Genomic DNA, 25,320 nt, shown 5'->3' on the forward strand with positions numbered 1-25,320 from the left:
GTTGCCGCCACGACCGGGAGGGGACTCGTGAGTCTCAGTCAGCCCACCGATGCCGAGCTGGACGTGATGATCAGGGCGCGTCTGGCTTCCATCGGAATCGATCTCGACCAGTTGCCGGCCGGCAGCGCACCGGATCCGGACACCGGGAGCCCGGGCCGCGACTCGGTGCTCGCCAGTCTGCGCAGCTTCATGCGTACGACGGTGTTGCCGTTGAGCTCGTACACGTTCGCCGCGGACGCCCGGCTCGCCCAGCAGGCCGCGCCGCCGAAACTGTACCCGTCCATCGACGTCGTCCGGGAGGCCTGATGGGCGAGCCACAGGACACCCAGGTCGATCGGCGATCGTTCCTCCACCGCGCGAGCGCGCTGGCCGCCGCCACCGCGGTCGGCTCGGTCGCGCTACCGGCCGTAGCGCACGCCGCCCCCGCGTCCACCGGGTCCAGCGGTACGGCGGCATTGGTCGACGTACCGGCGAGATCGGTCGACGTCAGCGAGCTGACCATCGCCGAGGCGGCTACGTTGATCCGCAAGGGCAAGCTGAAGCCCGAACAGCTGGTGGAGGCTCATCTCGCGCGGATCAGCGCGTTCGACTCGGCGTACCAGGCGTTCAACCTGGTCCTCGCCGACGAGGCGCTCCAACGAGCCCGCGCGCTCGGCCGGACCCGCGGCGGTGCGCTGCACGGCATCCCGCTGGCGATCAAGGACAACTACTACACGCGCGGTGTGACCACGACCGCGAACTCGTACCTGTTCGCCGACTTCGTGCCGCCGTACGACGCGACCGCAGTACGACGGCTGACCGCGGCCGGCGGGATCGTTCTCGGCAAGACCCAGATGGGGCCGTTGGCAACTACTCGCGCGACCACGCCGGACGGCCGGATCACCACCGTGAACGCGTGGACGCCGAACGATCCGGCCACGGACCCCGGCGGATCGTCGTCCGGATCGGCGACCGCGGTCGCGGCGAGGCTCGCGACCTCGGCGGTCGGGACCCAGACCGGCGGATCGATCACCGCGCCGTCGAACGCCCAGAACCTGACCGGCCTGAAGCCCACCATGGGCCGCGTGTCCCTGCACGGCATCGTGCCGCTGAGCTACACCCGCGACCACCCGGGCCCGCTGGCGCGGGACGCGATGGATGCCGCGATCATGCTGACGGCGATGGCGGGCGAGGACCCGGAAGACCCAAGAACACAAGGGCTTCCGCCGGTGCCGGACCTCGTGAAGGCGGCAACGCCGCTGCGACCGGGACGGGCCCGCTGGCGGACCCGGATCGGCGTGATCCCCGGATTCACCAGCGGTACGTCGGAGACAGCGGCGGCCCGTACGACGGCCCTCGACGTCCTCGCGGGGATCGAGGGCTTGTCGGTCGTCGACGTGACCATGCCGGACGAGTGGGACCTGCTCACGAACGCGGCCTTCAACAACGTCCGGCTGCCGGAGCGGAGCGAGCCGTTCCTCCCGATGCTGCGGTCGGACCTCCGCGGTTTCGGGGTGTCCGTGGTCGGGTGGTTGCAGGGCGCGCTGCTCGGAGCCAACGAGTTCCTGATCGGCCAGCGCGCCAAGGTGGTCCTGCTGGAGCGGGTGCTCGAGGATCTGTTCGAGCAGTGCGACGTCGTGGTGCAGACGTCCCCGACGCCGTTCGACGCGCTCGGACTGCCCGAGCTGGCGCTGCCGATCGGGTTCACCGCGAACGGCGTACCGATCGGCACGATCCTCGGCGGCAAACCGTTCGGCGAGGACCGCCTGCTCTCCGTCGCAGCCGCTTACCAGGCCGTCACCGACTGGCATCACCGCCGCCCCACGGATCCGACCGCGGCGCCTGCTGCCCTGCGAACTACTGAAAAGCAGGACCGCGGCCGAATCCACGCCGAGGAAGTACCCGACCTCATGCAGTGAACGGGTTGCGGTCCGCGGCGACGGCGGGCAGGAGCGTGTCGGCGAACTTCGCGTACAGGTGGCGCTGGAACATCGGGCCGAAGGTGACCCGGGCGACCCCGCGCGCCGCGTAGTCCGCGACCGAGTTCGCGCCCTGCCCGTAGCCCGCGTTCACCGGGCCGTCGATCTGCGTGCTGAGCGTGGCGAGCAGGTCGAGGTCGCCGACGCCGATCGGGTACACGCAGTCGGCGCCGGCGGCCAGATAGCGGTTTCCGCGGTCGAGGGCGGTCGCGAGCTGCTCATCCGCCGTACCGGCCTGGCGGATGAACGCGTCGATCCGCGCGTTGATCACCAGCGCGTCACCGGCCGAATCGCGGACCGCTGCCAGGAAGTCCGCCTGCTCGCCGGGGTCGATCATTGCCCCGGTCGCCGGGTCGGAGTCCTCCAGGTTGAGCCCGACCGCGCCGGTCGCGACGAAGCGCTCGACCAGTTCGGCCGGCGCCAGCCGGTACCCGCGTTCGAAGTCGACCGTGACCGGGACGGACACCGACTGAGCGATCCGCGCCGCGGCTGCCAGTACGTCGTCAACGGGCGCGTGCTCGCCGTCGTCGTATCCGAGGACCGCGGCCGTGGCGTTGCTGCTGGTGGCGACCGCGGCGAAGCCGGCCGCCTCGACCATGCGGGCCGAGGCGGCGTCCCATGCGTTCGGTACGACGAGCGGTGTGCCGGGGACGTGCAGTTCCCGCAGGATGGTTGCCAATGACATCAAGATCTCCCGTGGATCAGGGGCAGCCCGAAGGCTGGGAAGAGGGAAGGTTGGTGGAATGCGAGGACGGCTGAGATCACGTCCTCGGTGTACGTCAGCACCTTGATCGAGTGCGCGTGGAACAGGTCGTCCGTGCCCCGGATGTACAGCGCGAAGGCCGGTTGGCCGTTCGCCGACGTCTCGACCAGGACCCGCCGGCCCGGGCCCGGGCGGAGCTTCGCGTCGAGCAACCGCAGTACGTCGGAACGCCCGCTGAACCAGGTCGGGATCGGCGGCATCTCCCACCGGGCATCCGCGCTGAACAGCCCTTCCAGTACGACGAGATCCTTGCTCTCCATCGCGGCCTGGAACTGGTCGAGCAACGCCCGCCGCAACGGTTCGTGCGGCTCGCTCAACTCGTCCTCCCGCGGCCGCAACCGCGCCAGTTCGGCCCGCGCACGCTGCAGCGAACTGTTCACCGCCGCGGTTGTTGTGTCGAGCAACGAGGCGACGTCCGCGGCCGGCCACGTGAGCACCTCGCGCAGGATCAGTACGGCGCGTTGCCGCGGCGGAAGGTGCTGCATCGCGGCGACCATCGCCAGCCGCAGACTCGCGCGATCGCCGACCACGGTGGCCGGATCCGCTCCGAGCAGCTGATCCGGAAACGGCTCCAGCCACGGAACCTCCAGAGCCTGGGCGTGCAGCTCGTCCGGATCGTTGCCCGGGGCACCCAGCGCCGACGGGACGACCCGCCGGCTGCTGTGCTGCAGGAGGTTCAGGCACACGTTCGTAGCGATCCGGTACAGCCAGGTCCGGACCGACGAACGATGCTCGAAGTCCGCGTGACCGCGCCAGGCGCGCAGATACGTCTCCTGGACGGCGTCCTCGGCGTCGTGCAGCGAGCCGAGCATCCGGTAGCAATGCGCCACCAGCTCACCCCGATGCTGCGCGAACTCCTCCTCGAGGTTCATCGGGCTCCTTCCAGCACCGGCTCCAGCTTCTGCGCACGACGTCCCGCGATCGCCAGCCCCGAGAGCGCGCCGATCAACGACAGTACGCCGCATCCCGCGAGCGCCCGGGCGAAGCCGTGGCCGGTGTAGCCGCCGGCCGCCGTGAAGACCGAGCCGAGGACCGCGACCCCGGCCGCGCCGCCGATCTGCCGGTTCATGCTGTAGATCCCGGACGCGATCCCGACGGCTTCGCGGGGCAGCGCCGCCATCGCCGCGCTCTGCGCCGCGGGCATCGCGAGCGAGATCCCGCACCCGGTGACGACCAGCGGCACGATCAGTTCCCAGTAGTGGTCCGCGCCGCCGCTGACCCAGAACATGCCCGCGGTCTGCAGCGCCATACCGATCACGACCAGTGGACGTTCGCCGACGCGGTCGACCAGCCGGCCGGCGATCGGGCCGACGACGAACAGCGTCGCGGTCCACGGCAGCAGTTGCAGACCGGCCTTGAACGGCGCCGACCCGAGCACGGCCTGCATGTACTGCGAGAGGAAGAAGACTGCGGCGAACAACGATGCGCTGAGGAAGAAGCCGGCCGAGTTCGCCGCGGCGAAGGTTCGGTTCCGGAAGAACTCCAGCGGCACCATCGCGTGGTCGGTCCGCCGCTCCCACGCCGCGAACGCCACCAGCATCACGACGCCGATCCCGAAAGCACCTAGTACTTCGGCACTGGTCCAGCCGGCTGACTCGCCGCGCACCGTGCCCCAGACCAGGCCTAGTACGGCGAGGCTGATCAGCACCGCGCCGACCAGATCCAGCCGTCGCGCCGGGCCGGTGCTCTCACCGATCTTCGTCAGCACCAACGCGATCGCGACCGCGCCGATCGGCACGTTGATCCAGAAGATCCACTGCCACGACAGTCCCTCGGTGACCGCGCCGCCGATCAGCGGCCCACCGAGTACGGCGATCCCGGTCACGCCGCTGAACACGCCGATCGCCCGCCCGCGCCGCTCCGGCGGGAACGCCGCCCCGAGCAGACTCATCGCCAACGGCATCACCATCGCCGCGCCGACACCCTGCACGGCCCGGGCCGCGATCAGGAACGGCAGCGTGGTTGCCACCGCACACGCGACCGACGCGGCGGTGAAGAGTGCCAGACCGGCCGCATAGGTACGTCGCCGGCCCAGACGGTCGCCGATCGCGGCGGCCGTCATCAGAAGCATCGCAAAACTCAGTCCATAGGCGTTGACCGTCCACTCCAGCTCCTCGGCCGATGCACCGAGGTCACTACGGATCGTCGTCAGCGCCGCCGCCACCACGAGCGTGTCCAGCGCCACCATGACCGACCCGAGAGAGGCCAACCCCAAAACCCATCGTTGTTCACCAGTTGTCCGCACACCTCTACAGACCAGCGGGAGGACCCGAACTCATCGCTCCGGTGACCACGAGTTTTCAGCGCCCGAGTTTCAGCGCTCGGGGCGGGCCTCGATCTGGATCAGGGTCTGCTGGCCGGCCGCGATCAGGGTGCGGTCTTCGCCGGTGGCCGCGAAGACCTCGAGCCGGCAGATCGTGAGCGTCCGGCCCGGCTTGATCACAGTGCCCACCGCCTCCAGCCGCTCACCTTCGGCCGGAGCGAGCAGATTGATCTTGAACTCGACCGTGAGCACCGACGTACCCTCCGGAAACAGCGTGAACGCGGCATACCCGCCCGCACTGTCCGCGATCGAACTGGTCGCGCCCGCGTGAAAGTACCCATGCTGCTGAGTCACCTCAGGCCGACGAGGCAGCACGATCCGCACCTCACCCGCCCCCACATGCTCGATCCGCGCCCCCAGATGCACCATCAACCCCTGCCGCTCAAAACTAGCCAGCACCCGCTCCCGAACCCCACCACCAACCTCCACCATGCCAGGAGATTACTAGCCCCCCGGGCCCCGGCCCCCCGACCACGACGAAGAAAAGACCAAAGAAGGAAGAGGTTTTAGAGTGGTGGCCGGCTTCAGCGGTCACTGGAAGTTTGACTGACCCCTGACGCCAACTCGTACTCGGTCGCGGCGAGATCACCGGGTTCGTATGTCGGAGCGAAGGTCCCGTGGACCAGCTTTCCGGAACATAACTGCCACTGAGTGCAAAATTCCTTCCGCAAAGCTGGCCGGAACCACCAACCTCATGCGACGGCTCGACCGGCGATGCGAGGTTGGGGAGGATCTTCTACCCGATTCGGCACACAATCCTCCCCAGGTCCGGTCGTTCACTCCAGGACCGGAGTCTTTTGGCGCGTGGGTCAGGTGAGGGGGAGGAGGGCTGCGGCTGGGAGGGTTGGTTTGGGGGAGCCGCCGGTGGGTTCGAGGGTGAGGCCGAACGTTGTCATCCCGGTGGTCGAACCGTCGATGACCCGGGTGAGATCGCTGGCCGCGAGGCCGACCGAGTGGGCGGTCTTCCCGGAGTCGATCATCCACAGTTGCCAGGTCTGGTTCTTGGGGAGTTTGGGGAGGTCCCGGAGTACGACGACCGACTTGTCGGCCTGTGCGGAGACGACGATCGTGGCCTGCCCGCCGCCCTGGACCGCCCCGTGAACGGTCCGTGCGTCGGGCTGGGAGAGGACCGCGGCCATCTGCCGATTCGCCTGCTCGGCGGCGGTCCGGTCGCGGTACTGGTCGATCGCGATCCCGCCGCTGACGGCGACCGCGGCGGCCGCGGCAGCGAGCGCAAGGACCGATCGGCGGGTGAAGCGTCGACGTACGGCGGGTTGGCCGTGGACGACCGGGGGGAGTTGGCGTACGTGCTCGATCGCGGACATCACGTTCGCCTTGAGCGCGGGTGGCGGCGGGGTGGAAACCTGGGTCGCGAGCTTGACCGCGGCGGCGCGCAGTTCGTCGACCTCGGTGGTGCAGAAGGTGCATTCGGCGAGGTGGGCCTCGAAGCGGACCCGTTCGTCGTCCGGCAGCGCGTCCAGCACGTACGGGCCGGTGAGGGTGTGTACGTCGGGTTCCGTCATGGCCGCTGCCCCCTCGTGGTCCCCAGGCAGTCGCGGAGGCGGATCAGTCCGTCGCGCATTCTCGCCTTGATGGTCGGAAGCTTGGCCCCGAGTTGCTGGGCGACCTCCGGGTACGTGTAGCCGTTGTAGTACGCGAGCTCGATCGATTCTCGTTGCAGGTCGGTCAGCGAGCCGAGGCACCGCCGTACCTGCTCTGCTTCGAGCCGGGTGGTGACAGTGTCGGCCACCTGGTCGAAGGCGACGTCGGCGGACCGGGCGCCGACCTGTTCGGTGCGGTCGGCGGCGGCCTGTTCGGCGCGCACCCGGTCGACCGCGCGGCGGTGCGCGATCGTGAGGATCCAGGAGTGCGCCGAGCCGCGGTCGGCGTCGTACCGGGTCGCGGTGCGCCAGACGTCGAGCATGACTTCCTGGGTCACCTCTTCGGACTGGGCCGGGTTCCGGAGGATCCGGCGGACCAGCCCGAAGACCCACGGCGCGACCCGGTCGTAGAGGGCGCTGAACGCGGCCGTGTCACCGGTCGCGGTCAGCATCAGGAGATCGCCGTCCGCGACCGCACCGGATCGCGAGTGCGATCCGGCGGGCCAGGGCAGCGCGGTCGGTTCGTTCACGGTCAGCTTGCCGGGGGCATCAGTACGGAGTCGATGAGGTACACGGTAGCGTTCGCGGTCTTCACGCCGCCGCAGATCACGTTGGCGTTGTTCACCTTCAGGCTGTCGCCGGAGCCGGTGACGGTGACGGCCTGCTTCTCAACGGTCGTTTGCTTGCCGACGACCGACGACGGGTCGAGCTGACCCGGTACGACGTGGTAGGTGAGGATCTTGGTGAGCAGCGCGTCGTTCGTCTTCAGCGTGTTCACGGTCGCGGCGGGGATCTTCGCGAACGCGGTGTCGACCGGCGCGAAGACGGTGAACTCGCCGCCGTTCAGCGTCGAGACCAGGTCGACCTTCGGGTTCAGCTTGCCGGACACGGCCGCGACCAGGGTCTTCAGCAGCGGGTTGCCCGAGGCGGCGGTGGCGAGCGGTGCGGCCGCCATACCGTCGATCGAGCCGGCGCCCGACGGGTTGGCCTTGGCGTAGTCGGCGCAGCCCGGTCCGACCAGGTCGCCGGCCGCGTCGCTCATCGACGGCGTGGTGCTGGTCGCCGGTGCGCTGCTGCTCGTGCTGGTCGTCGAACCGCTCGAGGAGCTGCCGTTGTCGTCGCCACTCCCGCAAGCGGATGCGGTCATTGCGAGCGCCAGCGCGCTGAGGGCGATTCCGGCGCGGGTCAAATGCTTGTACATGACTATCCCTTTCACTGACAAAGGCTGCTGATGGGAGTACTTCGGAGCCGGTCGCGGGCCGGATGGGTCACTCGACCATCACGACTGTGTTGTGCAGGCCGCTCGAGCCGTTCGGACGCGGCGGCGCCTGGCGGTCGGTCTGCAACTCGCCGGTCGCGTCGGTCGCGCGGACGGTGAGTTTGTGGGTGCCGGCGGTGGCGTTCCAGCGGAAGGTCCACTGCCGCCAGGTGTCCGGCCCGTCGACGGGTGCCAGCCGGGCGGGTTGCCACGGGCCGTTGTCGACCTTGACCTCGACCTTGCTGATGCCGCGGCGCTGCGCCCACGCGACTCCGGCGGCGACCGCGGGTCCGGCCTTCACGGTCGCGAACCCCTTCGGTACGTCGATCCGCGACGACGTCTTGATCGGCGCCTCGACGGACCAGCCGCGGTCGGTCCAGTACGCGCTGAAGTCGGTGAACCTGGTGACCTCGAAGTCGACGATCCACTTGGTCGCGGACACGTACCCGTACAGGCCGGGAACGACCATCCGCACCGGGAAGCCGTGCTCGAACGGCAGCGGTTCGCCGTTCATCGCGAGCGCGAGGATCGCGTCCCGGCCGTCGGTGAGTGCGGCGAGCGGGGTGCCGATGGTGAGGCCGTCGACGCTGGTCGACTTCACCGCGTCGGCGCCTTGCCGGACGCCGGCCTCGCGCAGCAGGTCCGCGATCGGTACGCCGATCCAGCGGGCATTGCCGGCGTACGGGCCGCCGACCTCGTTGGACACGCACGTCAGGGTGATGTCGCGTTCGATCAGGCGTCGTTCGAGCAACTGGTCGAAGGACAGCCGGAGCTCTTTGTCGACAAGTCCGTGGATCCGCAGCTCCCAGTCCCGCGGGTCGATCCGTGGGACCTGGAGGAGCGTGTCCACGCGGTAGAACTTGGCGTTCGGCGTCGTGAACGGGCTGATCCCGGGGACGTCGACGCTCGCCTGCAACGGGCCTGCGGCGTCGGTCGGCCGAGGCACCCGAACCCGCGCCCGCAACTCCTGCCCCGACCCACCCGCAAACCGAGCAGCACCAGCAGCAGCGGCCCCCACCACAGCCACGGCCGACACGGTGACCAAGAACCTCCGCCGATCAAACCCCACCGGCGCCTCAGCTGTCTCCGGAGTCGGCCTTCGCGTAACCAGAGCCATGGCGAGTACGGCGACCACCAGCGTGACTGTTGCCGGTAGCAACCGGTCGACCGTGCTGCCGGCGGCCGACCGGCTCACGATCGCGAACACGAACCCCACCAGCCCAAGCCCACCGGCGATCGCGACCGCCGTCCGGCGGTGCCCGCGCGCCCCGAGCCATCCGGCGACGGCGGCGATGATCGCGAGCGTCGCGCAGATGCCGACGCGGAGCAGCGGACGGTCGGCGGTGCCGAGGGTCCGGACGGCCCAGTCCTTGACCGGCCCGGGGGACCAGTCGATGACCTGGACGCCGACCGCGTCGACCGGCCACGGTCCACCGGTCAGATCCGCGACGAGATATCCGACCGCGAGCGCCGTACCGGCTGCGACCACTCCACCCACTGCCCCGAGCGTCTTGTGCATGAGAGGGGTTCGGCGCCGGCTGGGCCCTGGATGGTTCGAGATGTGCACCTGTCGCGGCGTACAGTCCCGATCCGTTCTGGATTCATCGGGGAAGGATGGAAATTGTGCTTCGAAAGTTGATCACCACAGCCGTAGCGGTGACCGCAGTCGGCACGTCCGCGCTGCTGACCCCGGCAGCCGCGACCGCGAACACCACCGTGCAACCCGGGGGAGCCCATCAGACCGCACCGTCACTGGACGCGCTGACCGAGTTGGTCATCCAGCGGATCCTGGTCGGTGACGACGTCGCGGCCTCGAAGTACTTCAGCGGCAAGCCGGTCGACGACCCGGTCCGGGAGCAGCAGATCCTGGACTCGGTCCGCGCGTCCGCCGTGCAGCTCGGCATCGACCCGGACTCCACCGCGGCCTTCTTCCGCGCCCAGATCGAGGCCAGCAAGGTGGTCCAGCGCGGTCTGCTCGCCTACTGGGCCGCCCATCCGGACAAGGCCCCGACCAGCGGCCCCGATCTCAACGTCATCCGCGAGAAGCTCGACGCGCTCACCACCCAGCTGCTGGCTGAGCTGGTCCGCGTCGACGACCTCCGCGGCAGCGGTCTGCGCTGCGACATTTCTCTGGCGATCGCCAACGCCACCGGCGCGGCCCACCACCACCTGGACCTGCTCCATCGCCGGGCCCTCCACACAGCCTCAACGGCAACCTGCTGACTCGCCCCGGGCGGGCGGTTTGGGGGTTAGGCCATCTGGCGGAGGGCACCCTCGGTGAGCTCGTATTGGAGGGGGCGCCCGGTCGCGTGGCGTTCGATCTCGTTGACGGTGATCTTGCCCATGTCGAAGTAGCACTCGACGGTGGCGGCGGCCTGATGGGGTGTCAGGAGGACGTTCGGGAGGGCTCGGAACGGGTCGTCGGGCGGGAGCGGCTCCTCGTCGAACACGTCCAGGGCGGCGTCGATCCGGCCGGTACGGAGCTCCGCCAGCAACGCGGCGGTGTCGACCAGCCATGAGCGGGCCGTGTTGACGAGGGACGCGCCGTCGGGCATCAGCGCGAGTTCGCGGGCGCCGATCAGGTGGTGGGTCTCGGGAAGCGTCGGCGCGTGCAGGGCGACGACCCGGCTGGTACGGAGCAGGTCGTCGAGCGAGGTACGACGTACGCCGAGCTCTGCCGCGCGATCGTCGGTCAGGTACGGGTCGTGGACGACGACCTCCGCGGCCCGGAGCGCGACGAGCATCCGGATGTATTCGACGCCGGTCCGCGAAGCGCCGACAACACCGATCCGCGACGCCGTGAGCCCGTGCTGCGGTGGTACGGCGTCCCGCCACGCCCCGTCGCGCATCGCGTGGTCGAACCGCTGAATGCGATGCAGCAGGCTCAGCGTGAACGCGAGCGACACCTCGGCGACCGGCTCCGCCATCGCCTGCCCCGCCTGCGTGATCCGCAGCCCGCGCCGGAACACCTCGTCGGTGACGAAGTGCTTCACCGACGACGCACTGTGCGCGATCAACCGCAGCCGGTCCGCGTGGTCCAGGACGGCCGCGGTCAACGGCGTCGCACCCCACGACGTGATCAGTACGTCGGTCCCGGGCAACGCCGCCGTCAACGCCTCGGCGTCTCCCGGATCATCCAGTACGACGACGTCCCCGAGCGCCTCCAGCCGCGCCGTACTCTCCGGCGCGAACACCATCTCCCGGTACGCCGGCGTCGCCGCCAGCACCACCCGCAGCTTTTCGGCCATGGCCGAAATCTAGCGTGATGCGCGCGCGACGACCAGGTGCAGCCCGACCGTGAGCGCCAGCACGACGGCCGAGACGCCGAGCAGGCCGTTGGGCGCGGCGCCCGCGGTGAGTGCGACACCGCCCAGGCCGCTGCCGAGGGCCGAGCCGAGCGAGATCGCGCTGCCGTTCAGCGCCATCACGATCGCCGCCGAGTCGGGCGCCATCGACGCCAGTCGCGCCTGCTGCGGAACGGCGCCGCCGCCGTTGCCGACGCCGGCCGAGAAGAACCAGATCAGCCCCCAGGCGGCCGCCACCACGGCCGGGGCGAACATCAGCGCGATCATGCCGAGGACGGCGTTCAGCAGCAGCCCGACCAGCACGACGGTCAGGACCTTGAGCGCGGTGAACTTGTCGACCAGGCGTCCTGTCACCGCATTGCCGGCCATGCTCGAGACGCCGTACCCGAACATGATCAGGATCATCGCCCACTCGGCGTGGAAGTGCGGTCCGAGGATCAGGGTCGCGTACGTGAAGCAGGCGTAGCTGCTGCACAGGATTCCCGTGGTCACGAGCAGCCCGGCGACCAGCCGCGGCCGGCCGAGCGGGCGGAGGCGTTCGACGAGGGTGCCGCCGGGCAGATGCAACTGCGGCAGCCGGAGCAGGATGCCGATCAGGGCGATCGTGCCGACCACCGCGACCAGGATCATCGGGAACCGCCACGAGGACTGCCCGAGCAGCAGGCCGACCGGTACGCCGAGCGCGGTCGCGGTCATCCAGCCGCCGAGCACGAACGACAACGCCTTGCCGTGGTGCTCGGACGGGGTCAGCGCGAGCACGTACCCGGTGACGGCGGCGTTCAGCAGACTGCCGCCGAGCGCCGCGAGCACACGGCCGCTGAGCGCGACCGGGTAGTTGGTCGCGACCGCGACGACCACGTTGCCGAGGACGAACACACCCAGTGACAGCACGATCGTCGTACGGCGTTCCCACCGTGACGTCAGCGTGCCGAGGACCGGACCGGCGAGCGCGGCGGTGAACGCGAACACGGACATCAGCTGACCGGCGGCCGCCGGGGTGACCTCGAGATCGCCGGCGATCTGTGGCAGCAGCCCGGCCAGCACGTAGCCGTCGATGCCCATCGAGAACGTCGCGACCGCAAGCCAGATGAACGGGCGGTACGAGAAGCCCGAGGAGCCTCGCCCCTCCGCCGCGTCGGCGGGTCGCGTTTCCGTCACACCGCTATCTCACCGCGAGCAGAGGGCTCACGGCAAGGGCAAATTGATCACTTGTGCCAGAAGTGACGATTTCAGGTGCAACTCCGATCACATTTACGGAGACTGAATTCCATAGTCGTGGATCTTCCGGTAGATGGTCGCGCGCGACATGCCGAGCGACTTGGCGGCGCGGCCCTTGTGCCCGCCGTTCGCAAGCAGGCTGTGCACGATGGCGTCGCGCTCGAGCGCCTCCAGCTGGCTGAGGCTGCGGCGGCTGACGGCCCGGGTGCGGGCGGGCAGGTCCGCGGGCGTGATGACACCAGCCCGGCGACGCCGTACGACGACCTGCTTGAGGACCTGGCACAACTCGGCCGTGTTTCCGGGCCACGACGAGCGCAGCAGCTGCTGCATGGTGTCCGGCGCACACGTCAGGTCACCGTGGCTCAGCTGGTTGAGAAAGTGTGGAACCAGGTCGCGCACGTCCTCGATGTGGTGCCGCAGCGGCGGCACCTCCACGGTCAGCGGGAACAGCGTGAGCAACTCGCCGAGATCCGGGGTGTCGCCGTTCTCGCAAGTGAGCGTGAGGGCGATCCAGGGCGGTGCGGAAGGCCGGCGCTCGAGTACGCCGTACAGCGCCTCGACAAGGCTGTCGAGACCATCGGCGTCGAGGCATTCGGCGTGCCGGATCACCAGGGCCTGCACGGAGTCGTCGGCCAGCTCCGCGTCGAGCTCCGCGGCGAAACCGCCACCTGGCCGGGCGGCGTCGACGATGTGGAACGGGCCGGCCGGGCTGTTCTGATGGTGCGCGGCACGTGCCAGCGCGACTTTGCCGACGCCGCGTTCGCCGCTGAGCACGACCCATTGGCCGGCCCGGCAGGCGTTGTCGACCTCGCGGCTGCTGCCGAGCCAGGGCGCGCTCCGGCCGACCAGCCCGGGCAGCACCGGACGCGGCGGCGGGCGATGACCGGACGCCTGCGATCGCAGGTCCACACCGGCGGAATGCGGGCTGATCTGGAGGATCCCGGACCCGGAACGGCCACCGATCGGGCGGCCGGTGATCCGGACCCACGCCCCGGTCGGCAACTCGGCCAGGATCGTCTCGGTACCGCCATGGCTGAGGATCTCCGCCGCGTGGCCGAGGACCGCGCGCTGGTCGCCGGCGTCGAGCGACTGCCGCGCCTTGGCGTTCATCAGCAGCAGGTCGTCGTCGATCGCGATGACCATGTCACCCAGCCGGCGGGACGTCTGCAGGTACGCCTCCAGCAAGGACAGCTCCCGCGTCGAGCTGTCCCGGAGCAGCGCCGCGCGGATGCTCTCGGCCGTGCTCTTGGCGAGTGCCATCAGCAGCGACCCGGCGTCCTTGCGCCAGCAGGTCAGGTCGATCGCACCGATCGTCTTGCCGTTCAACGGGTGCTTGATCGGTACGCCGGCGCACGCGAGGTCCTCCAGGTCCTCCGCGTAGTGCTCGTGACCGAAGACGTGCATCGGTCCGCCGACGTCCAGCGCGGTCCCGATCCCGTTCGTCCCGGCGAACTCCTCGGCGTAGCTGAAGCCCGGGGCCAGGTAGACCTTGTCGAGGTGCCGGGCCAGTTCGGTGTCCGCGGTCAGGCGCTGCAGCACCAGGCCGGAGCGGTCGGTGAGGATGACGCTGATCGGCTGGCCGTCGAGATTCTCGTGGAGTCTGCGCAGTACCGGACCCGCACTGCGGGTGAGCGGGAGGTCTTTGTCGGGATCCGCGACGTACGGCAGGGTGATCTTGTCCGCGGGCAGGTTCCAGTGCCGCGACCGGACCCAGGAAGCGAGGATCGGCGGCCGGACGTCCTGCGGCGCGACCGGATCCAGCGTGAGAAAGTTCAGCCGGGCCGTCGCGGCCCGCCGGTTGTCCTCCATCGAGGGTGCGATCTCGTCCACCGGGGCCTCCTGACGCCAGGTGGAAACAGCACGGATCCGTGGCCCCACCCGGTCCTCTTCGAGAGTAATGCACTCAGCCGCAACTGCTGTCTCAGAATGAGACAACCGGCCGCGCGCCCGGGGTCTGCGCGGAGAACCTGGAGAACATGGAGAACGAGGAGTCGTACAACCCGTGGACCGTCGTCCACCTGGTCTTCGAGCACCTCGCGGATGCCGGCCTGCATCCGGTCCTCGGCGCGACCGGGCACCCCGGCGAGCCGGCCGCCGAACTGTTGCGCTGCTTCGGTATCCGGCCGGATCCGCAGGGCGACCAGCGGATCGCCCAACAGACCGCGGAACAGCTGGCGGAGCTCCGGGCCAGGATGCTCGGGGCGCCGTAAGCCCTTCTCAATTTGAGACCTTCAGCACACTCCCTCCCGCGTGTACTGCAAAGGACAGCCGGTCACATGAGCGGGAGGAGTGCCATGAGTCGCCAGAGTGTGGCGAAGGCCCACCAGAAGATCCAGGAGTTGTCCTGGGAACCGGCGTACCACGAGCCGGTCTCCCAGTACGGCACCGACTACACGTTCCGCAAGGCGCAGAAGAAGGACCCGCTGAAGCAGGTCCTGCGGTCGTACTTCCCGATGCAGGAAGAGAAGGACCACCGGGTGTACGGCGCCTCCGACGGCGCGATCCGCGGCAACATGTTCCGCCAGGTGCAGGAGCGCTGGCTGGAGTGGCAGAAGTTGTTCCTGAGCATCATCCCGCTGCCGGAGATCTCCGCCGCGCGGGCGATGCCGCTGCTGTTCCGGACCGTCCCGAACCCCGAGCTGCACAACGGGCAGGCCATCCAGATGATCGACGAGGTCAGGCACTCGACGATCCAGCAGAACCTCAAACGCCTGTACATGAACAACTACATCGACCCGGCGGGCTTCAACTCGAGCCTGCGGAACTTCCAGAGCGACTACTGCGGCACCATCGGCCGCCAGTTCGCCGAGGGGTTCATCACCGGTGACGCGATCACGGCGGCCAGTATCTACCTGACCATCGTGGCGGAGACCGCGTTCACCAACACCCTGTTCGTCGCGATGCCGGCCGAGGCCGCGGCCAACGGCGACTACCTGCTGCCGACGGTCTTCCACTCGGTGCAGTCCGACGAGTCCCGGCACATCAGCAACGGGTACGCCACCTTGCTGATGGCGCTCGCCGACGAGGACAACCACCAGCTGCTGGCCCGCGACCTGCGGTACGCGTGGTGGAACAACCACCGCGTCGTCGACGCGGCCATCGGCACGTTCATCGAGTACGGCACCAAGGACCGCCGCAAGGACCGCGAGTCGTACGCCGAGATGTGGCGGCGCTGGATCTACGACGACTACTACCGCAGCTACCTGGTCCCGCTGGAGAAGTACGGGCTCGAGATCCCGCACGACCTGATCGAGGAGTCCTGGAACCAGATCTGGAACAAAGGCTACGTGCACGAGGTCGCGCAGTTCTTCGCCACCGGCTGGCTCGCCAACTACTGGCGGATCGACCCGATGACAGACAAGGACTTCGAGTGGTTCGAGTACAAGTACCCGGGCTGGTACGACAAGTACGGCGCCTGGTGGGAGAACTACAACCGGCTCTCCCGGCCGAACGGGCACAAGCCGATCGTGTTCGAGGACGTGGACTACGAGTACCCGCACCGCTGCTGGACGTGCATGGTGCCGTGCCTGGTCCGTGAGGACATGGTGATGGCGAAGGTCGACGGCCAGTGGCGGACGTACTGCCACGAGATGTGCAAGTGGACCGACGAGACCGCGTTCCGGCCGACGTACCAGGGCCGGCAGACGCCGAACATGGGCAAGCTGATCGGCCACCGCGAGTGGGAGACGCTGTACCACGGCTGGAACTGGGCCGACGTGGTGTCGGACATGGGCTTCGTCCGCGACGACGGCAAGACCATGGTCGCGCAGCCGCATCTCGACCTGGACCCGGACAAGATGTGGACGCTGGACCATCTGCGCAAGTGCCCGCCGCTGGCGAGCCCGAACGTGCTGCTCAACGAGATGACCGATGACGAGCGCACCGCGTTCGCCGCCCGCTACGTCAAGGGAGGCCCTGCCGGCCGCCCCGCACCTGCTGACGCCTAGATCTCATGGGCGGCAAGCACATCGTGCGGTTCGAGCCCGTCGGCATCGAGATCGAGGTCGACGAGGACCAGACGATCCTGCGTGCCGCGGCCGAGCAGGGCGTGATGCTCATGCACGGCTGCAAGGAGGGGCAGTGCGCGTCCTGCAAGTCGTTCGTCCTCGACGGTGAGGACATCGACCTGGACCGCTACTCCACCTTCGCGCTGCCGGAGTACGAGCTGGACGAGGGCTACACCCTGCTCTGCCGGGCGCACGCGTTCGAGGACCTCACGATCGAGCTGCTCAACTACGACGAGGAGATGATCCGTTCCGGGCTGCCGATCCAGGAACGCACCGCCGAGGTCGTGGCCATCACCCCGGTGACCCACGACCTGCGGCACCTGGTGCTGAAACTGGCCGGCCCCGGCGAGCTGAAGTTCTTTCCCGGGCAGTACGTCGACCTGCGGGTGCCGGGCTGGGATGCCAGCCGCTCGTTCTCGATGGCCAACACGTCGAGCCGGGACGGCGGGCAACTGGAGTTCGTCATCAAGGTCTACCCGGGCGGCCTGTTCTCGGAGTTTCTCGACACCGAGTTGCGGGTCGGCCACCAACTGGAGCTGAGCGGGCCCTTCGGGGTGTTCACCCTCCGGGACAACCCGGGCGCCCGACTGGTCTTCGTCGGTGGCGGCGCCGGACTGGCGCCGATCCTGTCGTTGCTGCGGTCGATGGCCGACCGCAGCATCGACCGGCCGGCGACCTTCTACTACGGCGCCCGCACCCGCGGCGACCTGTGCTTCACCGACGAACTGCGCGAGCTGGAGGAACGACTGCCGCAGTTCCGGTTCGTCCCCGCCTTGTCCGAGGACGAGTGGGAGGGCGAGAGCGGACTGATCACCGATGTGGTCCGCCGCCTGGAGCCGGATCTGACCGGAGCTGACGCCTATGTGTGCGGTCCGCCGCCGATGGTCGAGGCGGCGATCCCGCTGCTCGAACGGCTCGGTGTCGCGACCAAGCACATCTACTACGACAAGTTCACCACGACCGGCGACGCCGGTGACTCGAAGGTGCTGGAGGCAGGAAACCTATGACCACCACACAGGACTCACCTAAGTTCGAACGCAGTGTCCCCAAGCCGGTCTTCACCGACGCCGAGGCCGGCGCCAAGGAGTTCCCGGACTCGACGCTCCGGCACTACAACTACTACAAGCCGCAGAAGCGCAAGCAGAGCCACTACGAGGACGTCACGGTCGACGTACAGCCGGACCCCCGGCACTACCTCAGCCAGGGCTGGCTCTACGGCTTCTCCGACGGCCGCGGCGGCTACCCGCTGGACTGGACCGCGCTGAAGGCCTGGGGCTCCGACAAACCGTCACCGCAGCGCGGGCCCGGGACCGGCGGGATGATGGTCAAGGAATGGCCGGCCACCGGCTGGCACGAGTTCCGCGACCCGAACGAGGAGTGGGAGCTCACCCTCTACCGCTACAACTCCAACGTCGTCCGCCAGGTCACCCAGAACGTCGAGGCGGCCAAGCAGTCGAAGGCCTTCGAGCAGTGGAACCCGAACTGGGTGCGCTTCGTCGAGCACCACGTCGGCGCCTGGATGCACGTCGACCACGGCCTCGGTCTCTACCTGTACGCGAACGCCAACCGGCGCGCGCCGACGAACATGCACAACAACGCGATCTCGGTGAACAGCATGCACCGGATCCGCGCCGCGCAGGACCTCGCGCTCTACAACCTCACGCTCTCGGAGGAGATCGAGGGGTTCGACGGCAGCGCGCACCTGCAGACCTGGAACGACGACCCGGCCTGGCAGGGCGTCCGTGACGTCGCCGAGCAGCTGACGGCGATCGACGACTGGTGTGAGGCGATCTTCGCCGCGAACGTCGTCTTCGAACCGCTCGTCGGCGAGCTGTTCCGCAGCCAGCTGGTTCAGCAGGCGTCCCCGCGCAACGGTGACTTCGTCACCCCGACGGTGATCGGCGCGGCCGAGTACGACTTCGCCGAACGGGACCTGCGCTACACCACGGCGATGTTCGAGCTGCTCACGAACGACAAGGAGTTCGCGGACCACAACAAGGCGATCCTGACGGACTGGTTGGGGTCCTGGACGGAGAAGGCGCTGGGCGCCGCCCGGAAGCTGCAGCCGCTCTGGTCGCAGCCGGACGCCAAGCCACCACGGTTCGAGGACGGTCTCGACCGCGTGAAGAACCGGTTCAGCGGCATCCTCGGCCAGCTGGGCCTCGAGGCACCGAAGGAGTTGGCACAGTGACCACGCTCAGGGCAGTCGTCGAGAGCCCGTTCAAGTCCGACAGCACCGCGTCCAACAAGTGCGGTGTGACGCTGATGAACAACCAGGTCGGCGCGATCGTGGCCGAGGTGATGACCGGGCTGGACAACGTCACGGTGACGCACCTGCCGTCGATGATCCGGGTCGACGCGATCGGCCGGATGGACTTCGTGTACGACGACATCTCCGAGGCGCTCGGGGAGGAGCCGGGGTTCTTCGACCAGGCGGAGTTCGAGGAGAACATGTCCACCCACTACGGGCGGATGGTGCACCTGGACGACCGGACCATCATGTTCGCCAACCCCGAGGACGCCGCCGAGTACATCGGCTTCGACCTGACCGCATCCAGCTGACAAGGGGGTCTTTTCGTGTACGAGAAGAACGGTGAGAAGTACTTCGTGGTCGACAGCCACATGCACATGTGGAAGGCCGGCCCGGACAACTGGGTGAAGGGCGCGGAGCAGTACGCGAAGGGCTGGATCGAATGCTTCCACGCCTACCAGAGCCTCGCGCCGAAGGAGACCCACTGGCCCATCGAGAAGTTCATGAGCTACACCGAGGACGACCTGATGAAGGACGTCTTCGAGGACGGCTACGTGGACGTCGCGGTGTTCCAGCCGACGTACCTGAAGGAGTGGTACACCGAGGGTTTCAACACCACCGAGCAGAACGCGAATCTCGGCGAGAAGCATCCGGGGATGTTCGTGCTGAACACCCGTTTCGACCCGCGTGACGGTGACGCCGGCCTGGTGGAGCTGGCGCGGAACGTCGAGCGGTACGGCTCCAAGGGCGTGAAGCTCTACACCGCCGAGTGGAACGCGGGCTCGCGCGGTTACAAGCTCACCGACCCCGCGGCGTACACCTACCTGGCGAAGGCGCAGGAGCTCGGGATCAAGAACATCCACGTCCACAAGGGCCCCACGATCTGGCCGCTGGACAAGGACGCGTTCGACGTCGCCGACGTGGACCACGCCGCGACCGACTTCCCGGAGCTCAACTTCATCGTCGAGCACGTCGGGTTGCCGCGGATCGAGGACTTCTGCTTCATGGCGACCCAGGAGCCCAACGTGTACGCCGGTCTGTCGGTGGTGATCGGCGGTCTGATGCACGCCCGCCCGCAGTTCTTCGCCAAGGTGATGGGCGAGCTGCTGTTCTGGGTCGGTGAGGACAAGATGACGTTCGGCAGCGACTACGGCATCTGGGAGCCGAAGTGGCAGGTCGAGGGCTTCGTGGACTGGGAGATGCCCGACCAGCCGGAGTTCGCGGACTACCCGCGGCTCGGTGTCGAGGGCAAGAAGAAGATCCTCGGACTGAACGCCGCCAAGCTCTACGACCTCAAGGTCCCGGGCGAACTGCAACTGAAGGAGGCGACGCCCGCCGCACAGGACGACTCCAAGCTGGTCGCGTCCTGATGACAGCGGTCGTGACTGAGCGGGACCGGGTTCTGGACGCGCTGGGCGCGGTCCGGGACCCGGAGCTGGACGAGCCGATCACGACGCTGGGTTTCGTGTCCACCTGCGTCGTGTCGGCAGCCGGTGACGTGGTCGTCCGGCTGCGGCTGCCGACGTACTTCTGTGCGCCGAACTTCGCCTTCCTGATGGTCGCCGACGCGTACGACGTGGTCTCCGCGCTGCCCGCCGTACGCTCGGTCGACGTCGCGCTGGAGGACCATTTCGCGGCCGCGCAGATCAACGCCGGCGTGGCGGCGCGGGCCGGATTCGTCGGATCCTTCGCTGGTGAGGCAGCGGCCGAGCTGGACGACCTGCGCCGGACCTTCGTGCAGAAGGCGGTCCTGGCCGGCACCGACACGGTCTGCCGGCCATTGGTTGCTGCGGGCATCGATCCGGTCGGCCTGACGATCAAGGACGTGCCGCCGTCACCCGAGCTCGCCCGGCTGCTCCGACGCCGGACCGAGCTCGGGCTGCCGGCGGGCCCCGACGCGCCGCTGCTCGTCGATGCCGGCACCGGGGCGGCCATCGACCGTGCGGCGGCGGCACGGCACCTCGGGCTGGCCCGGTTGACCCGGACCGGTGTCGAGGCCAACACCGGGATCTGCAGGGGAATGCTGAAGCACCGGTACGCCGAGTCCGGTGCGGGCGAGGAGGAACTGGGATGAAGGCCGTTCGACTGCACGGGTACCACCAGCAACCAGTGGTCGACGACGTACCGGAACCGGTCGTCAAGGGCCCACTGGACGTCGTCGTCAAGATCGGCGGCGCCGGAGTGTGCCGTACCGACCTGCACATCATCGAAGGCCAGTGGGACGCGGCGATGCACCCGTCGTTGCCCTACACGATCGGCCACGAGAACGCCGGCTGGGTCCACGAGATCGGCTCCGCCGTGACCAACGTCCAGGTCGGGGACACGGTCATCCTGCACCCGACACCGACCTGCGGGCTCTGCCAGGCCTGCCGGGCCGGCAACGACATGCATTGCTCCAACAGTTCGTTCCCGGGGCTCGACAGCGATGGGGGGATGGCGGAGTACCTCCTCACCTCCGCCCGCGCCTGCGTGAAGCTGGACCCGAGCACCCGGCCGCAGGACGTCGCGGCGCTGGCCGATGCCGGCATCACGGCGTACCACGCGGTCCGCAAGGCGCTCCCGCTGCTGCCGCCGGGTACGACGGCCGTCGTAGTCGGCGCGGGCGGTCTCGGGCACATCGGCGTGCAGTGCCTCGCGGCGCTGACCGCGGCCCGGATCATCGTCGTCGACCGCAACCCGGACGCGCTCAAGCTGGCCGAGCAGCTCGGCGCCGACCAGACGGTAGTTGCTGATGGCAAGCACGTGGACACGGTCCTGGAGCTCACCGGCGGCGCCGGCGCGCAGGTCGTACTGGACTTCGTCGCGGAGCAGGGCGCCGAGCAGGACGGCTTCGCGATGACCGGCCGCGGCGGATCGTACTTCGTGATCGGGTACGGCGGCCAGGTGCAGATCCCGACCCTGGACATCATCTCCACCGAACGGAACATCGTCGGCAACATCGTCGGCACGTTCAACGAGCTGGCCGAACTGATGGCGCTCGCCCAGGCCGGGAAGGTCACGCTGCACACCCGGACCTACCCCCTCGACGCGGCCGCCGAAGCGGTCGCCGATCTCGACGCCGGCCGCGTCCGCGGCCGCGCGATCCTCGTTCCGTAACGACCATTTCCGGAGGGAACCGATGGCCAAGGAACTCAGATTCGGAGAAGAGGCCCGCGACCTGTTGCTGTCCGGCGTCGACCAGCTGGCGGACGCCGTGAAGTCGACGCTCGGGCCCAAGGGCCGCAACGTGATCCTGGAGAAGATCACCGGGTCGCCGGTCGTCACCAACGACGGCGTGACGATCGCCCGCGAAATCTTCCTCAAGAACCAGTTCGAGAACATGGGCGCGCAACTGGTGAAGGAAGCCGCCATCAAGACCAACGACATCGTCGGCGACGGCACCACCACCGCGACCGTGATCGCGCAGGCGATCATCCGCGAGGGCATGGCCGCGATCGGCACCGGCGGGAACCCCGTTCTGGTGAAACGGGGGATCGACCTGGCCGTCGGCAAGCTGGTGGAGCGGTTGCGTGAGGTCGCGCATCCGGTCGCCACCGAGCAGGACTTCGCCCGGGTGGCCGCGATCTCGGCCAATGACGACGACCTGGTCGGCGCCGCGATCGCGAAGGCGCTGTTCACGATCGGCGACGGCGGGATCGTCACGGTGGAGGAGTCCGCCGTGCACGGCATGGGGGTCGACTTCGTCGAGGGATTCGAGTTCGACAACGGCTACCTGTCGCCGTACATGGTGACCGACCCGGGCAGTCTGCAGGCCAATCTCGACGACCCGTACATCCTGTTGTGCAGCGAGAAGATCACCAAGGTGCAGGAGATCATGCCGCTGCTGGACAAGATCATGCGCGAGCCGCGGCCGCTGGTGATCATCGCCGAGAGCCTCGAAGGTACGGCGCTCAGCATGCTGGTGCACAACCACGTCAACGGGCTGTTCCAGTGTGTGGCCGTGAAGGCGCCGGGGTTCGGCGACCGGCGGCTGCACAAGCTGGAGGACATCGCGGCGATCACCGGTGGCGCGGTGTACAGCCGGCACTCGGGGTTCAGCCTCGAGACGATGACCGTCGCCCAGCTGGGCCGCGCGGATCAGGTCCGGGTGAACGCGGACCGGACGGCGATCGTCGCGTCTCCCGGGCGCGAGCAGGAGGTCGCGTTCCGGATCGCGCAGTTGCGTGCCGAGCTGGAGCGCGCGAGCTTCGGCGTCGACGAGGACGTGCTCACCGAACGGATCGGGTCGCTGTCGGGCAAGGTCGCGGTGATCCGGGTCGGCGCACCGACCCCGGCCGAGCTGAAGGAGCTGCAGCACCGGGTCGAGGACGCGTTGTCGGCGACCCGCGCCGCGATGGCCGAGGGCATCGTCGCCGGCGGTGGGATGGCACTGCTCCATGCCGCACCGGCGCTCGACACCTTGCAGGTGAAGGGCGATTACGCGACCGGTGTCGAGATCGTACGGCGGGCATTGCGTGAGCCGGCGTACCTGATCGCGACGAACGCCGGCTACAACGGCGCGGAGGTGCTCGAGCGAACCGGCCAGATGGATGTCGACGACGGCTTCGACGCGCTCGACGGCCGCTACGGCAACATGCTCGAGATGGGCATCATCGACCCGCTCCGGGTCGCCCGGTCAGCCCTGCAGAACGGCGCCTCGGTCGCCGGACTGCTGCTCACCACCAACACCCTGATCGCCGAGGAACAGACCCCGTGGGGCGGCAGTGCGGCACTGATGACCGAGTACGGCGCACTGGACGAAGGACTGCACCAGCCGTCCCCGGATCCCAGCACGCCGCAATCCCTGGGCCTCGGCCCGTCAGTCGGCTGATCGGAGACGGACCAGTTCGCTTCGGGCGTGGGCGACGCCGGCGGAGTCGGCGCCGTCCGCCCGGGCGATCTCTTGCGCGAGGTCGCCCGCCGCTTCGACGAGGTGGCGCGCCTTCGACCGGCTGCGCAGCTGCTTGCGGTACTTCTTCCGGTCCTTGCGCAGACCGCTGACCGCATCGACCAGCGCGGCATCGACGACGCCGGACTCGACCTCGGGAGCGAGCAGGTCCCGCATCCAGCCGCGTTCCTGCCGGGCCGCGTGCCGCAGCACGGAGAAGAGTGCCGCGAGCTCGACGACGCCGATCACGAACGGCAGCACCGCGACCAGCCAGCTGCCACCGCTGATCGCGGCCATGTCGTCCCAGGTGAAGTGGAAGAACATCGCCATCAGCATGGTCAGCACGCCGCGGAGGACCCTCCGTTCACCGCTGCGGCCGAGTACCCACATCAGGCCGGCGCAGAAGATCGCGCTGAACAACGCGTGCGAGACGATTCCGGCCGCTCCGCGGACCAGGAACACGCGCAGCGAGGAGCCGAACTGGTCGACGCCGTACAGCTGCGTCGCGCCGTTGTAGACGTAGAGAACGTCCTCGAACACCTGGAATCCCAGGCCGATGAACGCGCCGATGATGAACCCGTCGTACGCGCTGCGCACGAGCCGAGGAGCCAGCCCGATCAGGAGCACCAGGCCGAGCGCCTTGCCCCATTCCTCGTTGATCGGCGCCGTCAGGCCCGCGCCCCAGTCGGCGGCGAACGACGTACCGCCGGCCTTGGCCCAGATCGACAGCAGCGCGCCGTTCGCCGGGAGCGCGATCCAGAACGGCGCGGCGATCCCGCCCCAGACGAAGCCGGTCGCCAGGAGCGAGCCGGGTTGCGCGGTGAACCGATTGTGGTGGCGCAGGAGCAGCAACCACGGGACGAGGTACAGGCCGAACAGGACGACTCCACCCGCGAGCGCGGGTGTGTAGAACGAGGCCCCGGCGCCGAAGTACCGCAGCATCGTCAGGGCGCCGCCGCCGACACCGAGCAGATAGACCCAGAAGGCAACGTTGTGCGGCTGCAGGAACTGGTACGGCTGTCCCCACCCGGACAGCTCGATCGCCTGTCGCTGAGCGAGCTTCTCCTCCGGTACGGCGGTCATCGCGCGACTCCCGGCGTGATACTGCGGAGCATCGTGGCCACCTCGTCCTGGTACCGCTCGAACTGTCCCGCCGCGGTTCGCACCCGAACCAGCAGCGCGGGCGCCGAGTCGACCGCTTCCGTCGTACCCACGGCCATCTTGAACGCCACGTCGACCGCGTCACCGCTCGGCCCGGTGCTGCTCTCGACCACGCCGACCAGGCCGGCGTCGGTCGTCAGCGAGCCACGGGATCCCCTGACCCGCGCGGAATCCCCTTCCGACCGCTGCACCTGATCGAGGAACGCTGCGGCGCTTCCGGTGTACGACGTCCCGTCCAGCTCGATCGTGGCGCCGCCGGACGCCAGCACGATCTGCAGACTCGTCGCGGCCGCGCCCGCGCCGCCGGTCAGCGTGCCGTGCTCGAGCTGCCATCCCACCGGCGGCACGGCCGTCGCCCCGTCGCCGAGGTCCAGCACTTGACCGGCCCGGATCTCGTTGTGCCAGGGGATCGCGGCGTTCAGCCCCTGTAACCCGTAGATCAGCAGCAGCGCGATGGCGAGTGCGCTGAACCCCGCGGCGAAGGTCCGGCGATCCAGCCCGAACCACCGATGCTCGACCGGCACCCACCCCTGCGGCGCCTGCCCCGTGCCTTCTGCCATACGACACTCCGATCAGCGAGGGGCGGTGGTGACAGATCGTAATCGAAG

At 68.8% G+C, this 25,320-nt stretch carries 25 protein-coding genes; 12 read left to right on the plus strand and 13 right to left on the minus strand.

Annotated features, from left to right (window positions below):
* Positions 1-27: 27 nt before the first annotated feature.
* A complete protein-coding gene (locus tag E0H92_RS25925; protein ID WP_131459680.1) occupies positions 28-306 on the plus strand; it encodes a hypothetical protein in 279 nt (92 codons plus the stop codon).
* Positions 306-1,898, plus strand: coding sequence for an amidase (locus E0H92_RS25930; RefSeq protein ID WP_131459679.1), 1,593 nt, complete (start codon positions 306-308; stop codon positions 1,896-1,898). The genes E0H92_RS25925 and E0H92_RS25930 overlap by 1 nt, the downstream gene beginning before the upstream one ends.
* On the opposite strand, the gene E0H92_RS25935 is transcribed toward E0H92_RS25930, so the two are convergent.
* The 8 genes from E0H92_RS25935 to E0H92_RS25970 form a co-directional block, all read right to left on the minus strand.
* Entirely contained in the window at positions 1,888-2,643 is a 756-nt protein-coding gene (locus E0H92_RS25935) for an isocitrate lyase/PEP mutase family protein (protein ID WP_131459678.1), read from the minus strand. The genes E0H92_RS25930 and E0H92_RS25935 overlap by 11 nt on opposite strands.
* Entirely contained in the window at positions 2,643-3,593 is a 951-nt protein-coding gene (locus tag E0H92_RS25940) for a sigma-70 family RNA polymerase sigma factor (RefSeq protein ID WP_131497986.1), read from the minus strand. The genes E0H92_RS25935 and E0H92_RS25940 overlap by 1 nt, the downstream gene beginning before the upstream one ends.
* Positions 3,590-4,930 (minus strand): DHA2 family efflux MFS transporter permease subunit, encoded by a 1,341-nt coding sequence (locus E0H92_RS25945; RefSeq protein WP_238173590.1) that lies wholly within the window; start codon positions 4,928-4,930, stop codon positions 3,590-3,592. The genes E0H92_RS25940 and E0H92_RS25945 overlap by 4 nt, the downstream gene beginning before the upstream one ends.
* 105 nt (positions 4,931-5,035) lie before the next feature.
* Positions 5,036-5,476, minus strand: a complete 441-nt coding sequence (locus E0H92_RS25950; RefSeq protein WP_131459676.1) for a PaaI family thioesterase — start codon at positions 5,474-5,476, stop codon at positions 5,036-5,038.
* Positions 5,477-5,853: 377 nt separating this feature from the next.
* Complete coding sequence (locus E0H92_RS25955; protein ID WP_131497987.1) at positions 5,854-6,567, minus strand: anti-sigma factor; 714 nt, start codon at positions 6,565-6,567, stop codon at positions 5,854-5,856.
* The gene (gene sigK / locus E0H92_RS25960; protein WP_238152469.1) at positions 6,564-7,175 is read right to left on the minus strand and encodes an ECF RNA polymerase sigma factor SigK; all 612 of its coding nucleotides are present in this window, start codon (positions 7,173-7,175) and stop codon (positions 6,564-6,566) included. The genes E0H92_RS25955 and sigK overlap by 4 nt, the downstream gene beginning before the upstream one ends.
* Positions 7,176-7,177: 2 nt before the next feature.
* The gene (locus tag E0H92_RS25965) at positions 7,178-7,846 is read right to left on the minus strand and encodes a fasciclin domain-containing protein (protein ID WP_131459674.1); all 669 of its coding nucleotides are present in this window, start codon (positions 7,844-7,846) and stop codon (positions 7,178-7,180) included.
* A gap of 67 nt (positions 7,847-7,913) precedes the next feature.
* A complete protein-coding gene (locus tag E0H92_RS25970; protein WP_238152468.1) occupies positions 7,914-9,401 on the minus strand; it encodes a molybdopterin-dependent oxidoreductase in 1,488 nt (495 codons plus the stop codon).
* Between the two features lie 125 nt (positions 9,402-9,526).
* On the opposite strand from E0H92_RS25970, the gene aroQ reads away from it, so the two are divergent.
* Positions 9,527-10,126, plus strand: a complete 600-nt coding sequence (gene aroQ, locus E0H92_RS25975; protein ID WP_202873811.1) for a gamma subclass chorismate mutase AroQ — start codon at positions 9,527-9,529, stop codon at positions 10,124-10,126.
* A gap of 26 nt (positions 10,127-10,152) precedes the next feature.
* Here aroQ and E0H92_RS25980 read toward each other — a convergent pair whose 3' ends face one another.
* From E0H92_RS25980 to E0H92_RS25990, 3 genes are all read right to left on the minus strand, one after another.
* Positions 10,153-11,151 (minus strand): hydroxyacid dehydrogenase, encoded by a 999-nt coding sequence (locus E0H92_RS25980; protein WP_131459671.1) that lies wholly within the window; start codon positions 11,149-11,151, stop codon positions 10,153-10,155.
* Positions 11,152-11,160: 9 nt separating this feature from the next.
* Positions 11,161-12,366: an MFS transporter gene (locus E0H92_RS25985; RefSeq protein ID WP_131497988.1), complete on the minus strand. Its 1,206-nt coding sequence runs from the start codon at positions 12,364-12,366 to the stop codon at positions 11,161-11,163.
* A 93-nt stretch (positions 12,367-12,459) separates the two neighbouring features.
* Entirely contained in the window at positions 12,460-14,256 is a 1,797-nt protein-coding gene (locus tag E0H92_RS25990; protein WP_165549981.1) for a sigma-54-dependent Fis family transcriptional regulator, read from the minus strand.
* Between the two features lie 146 nt (positions 14,257-14,402).
* On the opposite strand from E0H92_RS25990, the gene E0H92_RS25995 reads away from it, so the two are divergent.
* The 9 genes from E0H92_RS25995 to groL all read left to right on the plus strand — a co-directional run bounded on the left by E0H92_RS25995 (position 14,403) and on the right by groL (position 23,494).
* Positions 14,403-14,636 (plus strand): hypothetical protein, encoded by a 234-nt coding sequence (locus E0H92_RS25995; RefSeq protein WP_131293644.1) that lies wholly within the window; start codon positions 14,403-14,405, stop codon positions 14,634-14,636.
* Between the two features lie 84 nt (positions 14,637-14,720).
* Complete coding sequence (locus tag E0H92_RS26000; RefSeq protein ID WP_131347533.1) at positions 14,721-16,373, plus strand: ferritin family protein; 1,653 nt, start codon at positions 14,721-14,723, stop codon at positions 16,371-16,373.
* Positions 16,374-16,378: 5 nt separating this feature from the next.
* Positions 16,379-17,440: an NADH:ubiquinone reductase (Na(+)-transporting) subunit F gene (locus E0H92_RS26005; RefSeq protein ID WP_131459669.1), complete on the plus strand. Its 1,062-nt coding sequence runs from the start codon at positions 16,379-16,381 to the stop codon at positions 17,438-17,440.
* Entirely contained in the window at positions 17,437-18,624 is a 1,188-nt protein-coding gene (locus E0H92_RS26010; protein WP_131497989.1) for a ferritin family protein, read from the plus strand. Before E0H92_RS26005 ends, E0H92_RS26010 begins: the two co-directional genes overlap by 4 nt.
* The gene (gene mimD / locus E0H92_RS26015; protein ID WP_130381670.1) at positions 18,621-18,995 is read left to right on the plus strand and encodes a propane 2-monooxygenase effector subunit MimD; all 375 of its coding nucleotides are present in this window, start codon (positions 18,621-18,623) and stop codon (positions 18,993-18,995) included. Before E0H92_RS26010 ends, mimD begins: the two co-directional genes overlap by 4 nt.
* 15 nt (positions 18,996-19,010) lie before the next feature.
* On the plus strand, positions 19,011-20,054 hold the full coding sequence (locus tag E0H92_RS26020; protein ID WP_131497990.1) for an amidohydrolase family protein: 1,044 nt from the start codon (positions 19,011-19,013) through the stop codon (positions 20,052-20,054).
* An 11-nt stretch (positions 20,055-20,065) separates the two neighbouring features.
* Positions 20,066-20,758: an iron-sulfur cluster assembly protein gene (locus E0H92_RS26025; RefSeq protein ID WP_202873812.1), complete on the plus strand. Its 693-nt coding sequence runs from the start codon at positions 20,066-20,068 to the stop codon at positions 20,756-20,758.
* The gene (locus tag E0H92_RS26030; protein WP_131497992.1) at positions 20,755-21,780 is read left to right on the plus strand and encodes an NAD(P)-dependent alcohol dehydrogenase; all 1,026 of its coding nucleotides are present in this window, start codon (positions 20,755-20,757) and stop codon (positions 21,778-21,780) included. The genes E0H92_RS26025 and E0H92_RS26030 overlap by 4 nt, the downstream gene beginning before the upstream one ends.
* Positions 21,781-21,802: 22 nt before the next feature.
* Positions 21,803-23,494 carry a chaperonin GroEL gene (gene groL / locus E0H92_RS26035; protein ID WP_131497993.1) on the plus strand — a complete coding sequence of 564 codons (1,692 nt, stop codon included), beginning with the start codon at positions 21,803-21,805 and terminating at the stop codon, positions 23,492-23,494.
* Here groL and E0H92_RS26040 read toward each other — a convergent pair.
* Both E0H92_RS26040 and E0H92_RS26045 read right to left on the minus strand, forming a co-directional pair.
* Positions 23,483-24,634, minus strand: coding sequence for a PrsW family intramembrane metalloprotease (locus E0H92_RS26040; protein ID WP_131459663.1), 1,152 nt, complete (start codon positions 24,632-24,634; stop codon positions 23,483-23,485). The genes groL and E0H92_RS26040 overlap by 12 nt on opposite strands.
* Positions 24,631-25,272, minus strand: coding sequence for a hypothetical protein (locus E0H92_RS26045; protein WP_131459662.1), 642 nt, complete (start codon positions 25,270-25,272; stop codon positions 24,631-24,633). Before E0H92_RS26045 ends, E0H92_RS26040 begins: the two co-directional genes overlap by 4 nt.
* Between the last annotated feature and the right edge of the window lie 48 nt (positions 25,273-25,320).

Source organism: Kribbella speibonae (genome assembly GCF_004331375.1).
In the GTDB taxonomy this organism is placed as follows: domain Bacteria; phylum Actinomycetota; class Actinomycetes; order Propionibacteriales; family Kribbellaceae; genus Kribbella; species Kribbella sindirgiensis.